This window comes from Paramagnetospirillum marisnigri, assembly GCF_001650715.1.
GTDB classification, from domain to species: domain Bacteria; phylum Pseudomonadota; class Alphaproteobacteria; order Rhodospirillales; family Magnetospirillaceae; genus Phaeospirillum; species Phaeospirillum marisnigri.
This window is the reverse complement of sequence record NZ_LWQT01000086.1, coordinates 1-7,462: the sequence shown is the minus strand read 5'-3', so window position 1 is coordinate 7,462 and position 7,462 is coordinate 1. Positions and strand designations below refer to the sequence as shown.

At 64.4% G+C, this 7,462-nt stretch carries 6 protein-coding genes and 3 pseudogenes; 6 read left to right on the top strand and 3 right to left on the bottom strand.

Translation table 11 applies throughout. The features are described 5' to 3' along the window. Window positions 1–103 precede the first annotated feature (103 nt). Window positions 104–1,069 carry a FraH protein gene (locus A6A04_RS15990; protein WP_245651246.1) on the bottom strand — a complete coding sequence of 322 codons (966 nt, stop codon included), beginning with the start codon at window positions 1,067–1,069 and terminating at the stop codon, window positions 104–106. A gap of 31 nt (window positions 1,070–1,100) precedes the next feature. After that, window positions 1,101–2,855, bottom strand: a complete 1,755-nt coding sequence (mamE, locus tag A6A04_RS15985) for a magnetosome formation protease MamE (protein WP_245651245.1) — start codon at window positions 2,853–2,855, stop codon at window positions 1,101–1,103. Between the two features lie 359 nt (window positions 2,856–3,214). On the opposite strand from mamE, the gene A6A04_RS15980 reads away from it, so the two are divergent. The 6 genes and pseudogenes from A6A04_RS15980 to A6A04_RS15960 form a co-directional block, all read left to right on the top strand. Next, window positions 3,215–3,430 carry a hypothetical protein gene (locus A6A04_RS15980; RefSeq protein WP_068494649.1) on the top strand — a complete coding sequence of 72 codons (216 nt, stop codon included), beginning with the start codon at window positions 3,215–3,217 and terminating at the stop codon, window positions 3,428–3,430. An 85-nt stretch (window positions 3,431–3,515) separates the two neighbouring features. Continuing rightward, window positions 3,516–3,830 (top strand): hypothetical protein, encoded by a 315-nt coding sequence (locus A6A04_RS15975; protein ID WP_041039553.1) that lies wholly within the window; start codon window positions 3,516–3,518, stop codon window positions 3,828–3,830. A gap of 119 nt (window positions 3,831–3,949) precedes the next feature. Then, complete coding sequence (locus A6A04_RS15970; RefSeq protein WP_008622185.1) at window positions 3,950–4,177, top strand: hypothetical protein; 228 nt, start codon at window positions 3,950–3,952, stop codon at window positions 4,175–4,177. 242 nt (window positions 4,178–4,419) lie between these two features. Beyond that, window positions 4,420–6,042: a pentapeptide repeat-containing protein gene (locus A6A04_RS15965; protein ID WP_068494647.1), complete on the top strand. Its 1,623-nt coding sequence runs from the start codon at window positions 4,420–4,422 to the stop codon at window positions 6,040–6,042. Between the two features lie 151 nt (window positions 6,043–6,193). Further along, window positions 6,194–6,327: pseudogene (locus tag A6A04_RS23635) on the top strand (integrase core domain-containing protein); the annotation flags it as partial. A 65-nt stretch (window positions 6,328–6,392) separates the two neighbouring features. Beyond that, window positions 6,393–6,799 (top strand): annotated as a pseudogene (locus A6A04_RS15960) (transposase); the annotation flags it as partial. Here A6A04_RS15960 and A6A04_RS15955 read toward each other — a convergent pair. After that, window positions 6,788–7,372 (bottom strand): annotated as a pseudogene (locus tag A6A04_RS15955) (IS630 family transposase); the annotation flags it as partial. The pseudogenes A6A04_RS15960 and A6A04_RS15955 overlap by 12 nt on opposite strands. Between the last annotated feature and the right edge of the window lie 90 nt (window positions 7,373–7,462).

Below are 7,462 nucleotides of genomic sequence, written 5' to 3'. Positions count from 1 at the left end.
CTTGTTGGTGGGCAATTCGCCCATGGTCTCGCCGACTTCAATCATGGCTGAGTTCCAAGCTCATTCGGATTCCTGTCCTCCATCGCCCATCCCGCGAGAACCACTAGAATTCATCACCATTGCTTTTGGCGCCGTGGCGCGGAGCCAGCAAAGCATTGAAGCGTCCCTTGATGGAATGGACCAGACTCTGCCCCGCGACGGAAAGCTTACCGCCCAGGGACTTGGGATCCCTCAGCAGATCGGTGGAGGCGCCGATGGCGCCGCGCACGGCCGAATCCGCCACATTGAAGATCCCGGTGAACAGGTCCTCCACGGGAACCTCCTTGACCGGATTTTCGGCAGGGCCGGCAGGGGCGGCCTCTGCCGCCGTCTCCACCGCCGGGGCCGGTTCCGCCGGATAGGCATAGGCCGTCGAGTGGGAAAATGCCTGCGGCTGGGGAGACGGCTCGATCACGGCGGGGGCCTCGACGACCTCCACATCCGAAGCAATCTCAATCTCAAGCTCAACATCACTCGTCATCATTTCGGGAACTCCCTCGGTCTCGGTCGCGGCATGATCGTGAGCCGCTTCCGGCTCGGGTTCAGGTTCGGGTTCGGGGACCGGCTCGGGCTCGGGCTCGGGCTCGGGCTCGGGCGCCGCGCCCGTCACCGGGATTGCCGCCTCGGCGGGATTGATCTCTTCATACTCCCGATCCGGCTGCCGCCGGAAAGGCGGCGACCAGTGGGAGACAAGCTCGGTGAACGGGGCGGCTTCAGGCGGCGCATTGGCAACCGCCTCCGCCAATGCGCTCGGCATGACCGGCTTGAGCGCCGCCTCCGTCGGGCTTGCCGCTCCGGGGGAAGACCAGGGCGAACCGCTCAGCAGCGACGCCCAGGCATCCCCTCCCACCGGCTTGATCACCGGAGCCGGAGGCGCAGATATGGGGGCGGCGGGCTCCGGCGCGGAAGATGCCGGAATCTCGGCGTCGGCAGCCGGGGCGAGCGCGGCATCGCCGCCTCCCTTCCCGAGCTTTTCGCCGGGGGTCCCCTTGGCGCGGGGCCGTCGGTTCGTCGCCATCTCGTGCTCCATCATCACAGAACAACCTGGAATTCTTTACCTTTCACCACGGCCCGTTGCCGGACGGCGGCGTTCCCGCGGCGGCCCCGGCAATCAAAGTCATGTTGCGGACGCCTCCATCGCGCAAGACTCCCAGACGGACGGACCCGCCGACCGACATTTCCCCCATGATGGCGACCGCCTCATGGGGGAGGGCGACGGGGCGGCCGTCGATCTTGAGCAGAACATCGCCCGGCCGCAATCCGGCGCTTGCCGCCGCCGTGTTGGGGGAAACGCCGGTGATCAGCACGCCGCGCCCGACCGGCAGACCGGTCTGCAGGCTCATCTGCGGAGACAGGGGCGCCAAGGCGGCGCCGTGCAGGCTGTGACCGGCCATTCTGGACCCGATTCCGCCGCGCGCGCCTTGGACATTGACCGCCAGACCGCCGGGCGGCTGGGCGAACTGATATCCGCCCACCCCCGGCTGAGCGAAGGCGACCGGCCCGGCACCGGCACCGATGATCTGATGGCAACCGGCGCAATTCATGTTCCGGCGGTTGTCGGCATGGGGATTGGCGGCATTGGCCTGGATGGGCGGCGCGGCGGGCGGCGGCGCGGCGACGGGCATCATGGGCTGAGCGAAGGCGATGGGCCCCGCCGCGGCACCGATGATCTGATGGCAGTTGTCGCAAGCCATGGCCTGTCGACCATCGGTATGGGGCGAAGGCCCCCCCACCGCGATGGCCGGACCGGCCGCCCCCACGCCGCCCGGCCCCGGAGCCCGAAACGCGACGGCTCCCATGGCGGGGCCCGCAGCGGCGGCGGCGGCGGGCAGGGCGTTCACTTCATCTTCCACGAACAGGCGGACCTGATTGCTGGGCACGGCGAAACCGATTCCGGCGAAAGCGCCGCTGGGGGTGTAGATGGCGGTATTGATGCCGATCACCGTGCCGTCGGCAATCACCAGCGGCCCGCCGGAATTGCCCTGATTGATGGCGGTATCGGTCTGCAGCAGCTTGGAATGGGTGACGCCCTCGATCACCATGGACTTGCCCTTGGCGGAAATGATGCCGCGGCTGACGGACATGTCCAGACCGAAGGGAGTCCCGATGGCGATCACTTCGTCGGCGACCCGCACCGCGCTGCTGTCGCCCAGGACCGCCGAGGTCAGCGGCACCCTGGGAGCAATCTTCAGCAAGGCGAGGTCGAGCGCCTCGTCCATCTTGACGATCTCAGCCGAATAGCGGGTCGCGCCCCCGTCGTCCGACACCGAGACGAGAACCGAATTGGCGCCGCGCACCACATGAAAATTGGTGACGATGAAACCGTCGTCGCGAACGATCACCCCGGTGCCGATATTTTCCACCGAGGTGGTGGTCGGATTGGCGAAACGCGGCAAGACGTCGGGACCGGGCGGCATCAGGGTCTTGGGCGCGGCGGCGCGGCCCGACGACGATGCGGTCACGCTCACGACGCTATGACGCAAAAGGGCGACGACGCGGGAAAATCCCCCGCCGCCGCCCACCTGGGCAGCCCCGGCCTCCATGACCGGCGGCAGGGCCGGAACTCCCGTCGCCGCCGGGGCCCCCGCAAGTGCGTTCGCGGGAAGGGGAAGCACCGGAGCGGTGACGGCGCCGTGACCCAATTGCCGGATCAGGGTTCCAAGGCGGTTGCCGCCCGCCTGCTGGCGAAAAATGAAGGCGCCGAACAGCACGATCAAGGCCACCACGCCCATCAGCATGAGGTAGCGCTTCAAATCCTTGCTGCGAGGGGCATTGGGGCGCCCCCCGGTGTTCGCGTCGCCATCAAGCATCGTCATCCAGCACCACTAAACAAAATCACGCGGCCGACGCGACCAAGGTCCGCGGCATTCGTCGCCGCTGTCGGCCCGCGCTTTTTAGCACAATTACTCCAGCCAGATATAGGCGAGAGCACGCCACGCAGACGATAAAGCAGAATAAATCGCCTCGCCTGGCCGCCAATACAAGCGGTTGAGACGCAACCGCATAAAAAGCCCCCCCCCCGCTCTCCCCGCAGGCGGATCACGCGCAAAATCGGAGAGCCCCATGGGACGAGGGATGGCCTTCCCCCCCAAAATCTTGATGCTTTAGGCTGCACCTATGCTAATCTCGAGGGACTCAGATTCGTCGGTCCACACAGCCCTGCATGGAAGATTTTATGTTTGACACCCCCCTGGCCGGACTGAAATTAGCGGCACCGAAACTGCTCTCCGGAGCACTCCTGGGGCTGCCGATCACATTAACGATCGCGCCGGGCCTGGGATTGGTCGCGGTCGGCGTGCTCGGCGCCGCCTGCATCGGAGGATACATATCCGCCGTGAACTCGCTGACCCATTCCAAACCCGCCTTTTCCGTTGCCACTCCACCGATCTGAAGCGTGGGACTTCCGCCCTGGGCGGACCTAGGAAGGATTGGCCAACCGCCGCAACCGGACGGCCGTTTTGTCGGAGCTGGGGAAAATGAGCGACAGCGTCAATAAGGAAGAAGCCCTGGCGATCATCAGGGGCATCGTCGGCGCCGCAACCGATATCGCCAAGATGGCGAGCGAGATGGGGCAAGAAGACGACAAGATCACCGCCCCCCCGCCGCCCGCCGCATCTCCCCCTCCCGCCCCCCTCCCTCCCGCATCCGCCCATTCTCCCGCCCCTGCCAAGAAGGCCGCGGCGACCGAACCCACCGAAGAAACCGCCACCGCCCCCAAGACTAATGTTCGGGCAAGCTCTCAGGCCGAGGTCTTGAACCAACTGCTCAATCGCAAATCCGGCAACGCATAGGCGCAAATCAGGCAAGGCATCGGTCGGGCCGCATGGGAGCCGACGCTTTAGGGATCGCCGGGGCGCCACGGCCCGAGCCGCTCCCGACGCCGAGCCCGCCCCACGTCATCGGAGACGACATGGCCCTGACACCGGCGGAAAAGCAAAGACGCTATCGGCAGCGGCATAAAGACCGCCCGACCCAGGCCCAGAAGATCGCCATGCTGGAAGCGCGCATCGCCGAGTTGGAAGCGCAATTGAGAACGGCCACCGGCGCGGATGCGGGCCAGGACCACTCGCCCCAGACAATTGACGAAAGCGTGATCGCGGAATGGGAACGGGCACTGGGGAAAGGCCGCAGCCGGTAGCAACCGTACAGCTCCCTCACGGGCCACGCACCGGAACAGAGGCAATCCACCACAACCCGGTTCCTCGTCAATGACCGGAAAAAGAAGACAAGAACTTGGCAATTATTAAAGCAAAGTTAACCGTTATTGCAGCAGACCCATCCCGCTCATTTCATCACACGGCCTGACCGGAGATAAGTTTTGAAAAATCCATGGTCTGGTGTATGATTTGAGTGTTTGAAAAGACAGATCGATTGCTTGTGATGGGAAACGTACACCACCTACAACATCTCGGCCAGGGAGCCGGCGACTGGAACGCCTGGCGCCAGCAGGAGCCCGATGTACGACCGGACCTGACCAACGCCAATCTGCGCGGGGCCAATCTCGCCGGGATGGATTTGTCCGGATCGCTGTTGTCGCTGGCAAATCTGCGCAAGGCCGTTCTGTCCGGCGCGAATCTCCGTGATTGCAACCTCCCCCGAGCCTGCCTGGAAGACGCCGATCTGTCGGGCGCCAAGCTTCAGGGCGCCAATCTGGCCGGCGCGACCTTGCTGCGCGCCAACTTCTCCGGCGCCAATATGCGCATGGCCAATCTGGCTGGCGCCAATCTGGCTGGCAAGATGGATTTGTCCGGAGTCGATCTGACCGGCGCCAATCTGGCCGGCGCCAAGCTGATGGGGGCCAATTTCTCCGGCGCCACCTTGGTCGGCGCCAATCTGGCGGGCGCCGACGCCCGCAATGCCAATTTCACCGGCGCGGATCTGACCGATGCCGTGACCGCCGGCACCCTCCTCGACGGCGCCAACATGTCCGGCGCGGTCATTCGCCGGACCGCAGGCCGCCCCCAGACCATCGTCGCGGATATGGAGCCCGAGCCCGAACAGCCTCTGCCCCGCACCGTTTCCGAACGCCCGCAGCCCGTTTCGGTCGAGACCTTCGAGGCCGAGGGATTCGAAGCCCCCCCCGTTTCGGTCGAGGCGCCTTCGAACGAGATCGAACCGGTCTTCGAGACCCAACCGGAATGGGATAATTCGGCCCAGCCGGAATTGGCCGAGCCGGAGCAAGAATCCGAGCCGGAACCTATCGACACGCTGGTGGATGTACCTGCGGATCTTGAACCGGAACCCGAGCCCGAGCCCGAGCCGGAACTCGCCGCCGTCGAGGCGATGGCGGAAGACGACGATTCCGCCTTCGACGCAGCCCCCATGGCGACAGCCGCTCCGATCCCGCTTGCCGAATCGCAGATTTCAGACCTTTTGGTCGATTCCGTGCAGGACGAGGCGCTCTCGCGTTTACCGGTTCCGGTCGATGACGCCGTTGACGAGGAACCGCAAGACAGCCCCTTCTATACCTACGAAACCAAGGAATTGGCCATTCTCGCCCTGTATCTCGATCAGGTGAGCCGGAAGACCAAGGCCGAGAAGGCCATGCTGCTGGATCTACTGGTCCAGTATAACCGCAATTTCCTCGGACAAGATGTCAGCGTCCCCATGACCACCAGCGGCAACGCCATTCTGGTCGGTTTCGGCGACCCCACCAACGCCCTGCGCTGCGGCGGCCTGTACATCAGCATGCTGCGCGACATGCAGGTTGAGTCCTATGTGGCGGTCAATTGGAGCATGGCAACTGTCCGGGTCGATTCCGAAGGAAGCGAGAGCGACGAGTTGATCGCCAATTCCATTTCGCCGTCGGCGCGTCTGATGCCGGTTGGAGTCGTGGGCGAGGTTCTGGTCTTGGAAGAGCTGTATTCCAATCCCCTGACCCAGCGCGACCTCTTCACCTTCGAGCGCGTCGCCCGGAAATGGAAAGCCGCCAACGACACCCATGGCGAAGGCATCGACGTTATCTGCTACAGCGTTCGCAGCAAGCAGCCCCCGCATCCCTGAGCCGACACCCCCGGTCAAGCCGCCTCCGTGACCCTTGCCCGCACGGGTGGGGCATGTGCAGCTACAGGGGGCCGAGAATGTGGTCCAGGCGCTGGAGCAGGTCTGCAACCGAATTGGCTATCCAAGGACGATCCGGGTCGATCAGAGTTCGGCATTCGACGGGCGCTTCCGAACCGAGTGCATGAACGCCCATTGGTTCCTCAGCCTTGACGACGCCTGGGGAAAATTAGAGGCTTGCGTACTTACTGCAACGCGCAGCGCCCGCATGGCGCCATCGGGTACTGACCCTCCCCCCGTGAATGGCTCCAGGTTGAATGTAATAATTCAACTGACCATGAAGGGGACATTCCATGCCGAAGAAGAGACATACCGCCGAAGAGATCATCGGCAAGCTGCGTGAAGCGGACGTGCTTCTGGCGCAAGGCCGGAAGGTGGCCGACGTCGCCAAGGCGCTGTCGGTTACAGAGGTGACGTACTACCGCTGGCGCCAGGAATACGGTGGGATGAAGGTCTCACAGGCCAAGCGGCTCAAGGAGCTTGAGCGCGAGAACGACCGGCTACGCAAGGCGGTGGCTGACCTGACCATCGACAAGCTGATCTTGAAGGAGGCCGCCCGGGGAAACTTCTGAGCCCCGCCCGCCGCCGGTGTTGCATCATGGCGGTGTGCGAGCGGTTGGGGGTGTCGGAGCGCCGGGCTTGCCTGGTGCTGGGACAGCCCCGCTCGACGCAGCGACGTGAGCTACAGGGTCGGGGTGAAATGGAAGACCCAACGCGGATGATCCGCCAGCCATTGCCTGACCTTGGGATGCTTATGGGTGCCGTAGTTATCGAGGATGGCATGGATGATTTTCCCCGCCGGAACGGCCCGCTCCACCGCATTGAGGAACTTGATGAATTCCTGATGCCGGTGCTTTTGCATACAACGCCCCAGCACGGTGCCGTCCAGGATGTTGAGGGCGGCAAACAGGGTGGTGGTGCCGTTACGCTTGTAGTCGTGGGTCATGGTGGCGCACTTGCCCGGTTTCAGCGGCAGGCCGGGCTGGGTGCGGTCGAGGGCCTGGATCTGGCTCTTTTCATCAATGGACAGCACCACGGCGTGGCACGGTGGCTCCATGTAGAGGCCGACCACATCCTCGACTTTCTCGGTGAAGGCGGGATCTTTGGATTTCTTGAAAGTGCGCAGCCGGTGCGGTTGGAGATGGTGGGCGTCCCAGATCCGTTGGACCGCCCGCAAGCTGATGCCAACGGCCTTGGCGACCGCGCGGCCCGTCCAATGGGTGACGCTGCCGGGCGGGTTGGAGCACGGCAGCGCCAGAACCCTCGCTACCGTTCCCAGGGGCAAATGTCACTGCCGCCTGAATACTCCCCAGAAGGGGCGACTGAAAATTCCCCACCTTGACGCACTCGCCCGGCCCTGGGG

Excerpts from the sequence above, each read along its gene's own strand:
- A6A04_RS15990 (WP_245651246.1), bottom strand. The coding sequence starts at position 1,069 with ATGGAGCACGAGATGGCGACGAACCGACGGCCCCGCGCCAAGGGGACC.
- A6A04_RS15970 (WP_008622185.1), top strand. The coding sequence starts at position 3,950 with ATGGCCCTGACACCGGCGGAAAAGCAAAGACGCTATCGGCAGCGGCAT.
- A6A04_RS15975 (WP_041039553.1), top strand. The coding sequence starts at position 3,516 with ATGAGCGACAGCGTCAATAAGGAAGAAGCCCTGGCGATCATCAGGGGC.
- A6A04_RS15965 (WP_068494647.1), top strand. The coding sequence starts at position 4,420 with ATGGGAAACGTACACCACCTACAACATCTCGGCCAGGGAGCCGGCGAC.
- A6A04_RS15980 (WP_068494649.1), top strand. The coding sequence starts at position 3,215 with ATGTTTGACACCCCCCTGGCCGGACTGAAATTAGCGGCACCGAAACTG.
- mamE (WP_245651245.1), bottom strand. The coding sequence starts at position 2,855 with ATGACGATGCTTGATGGCGACGCGAACACCGGGGGGCGCCCCAATGCC.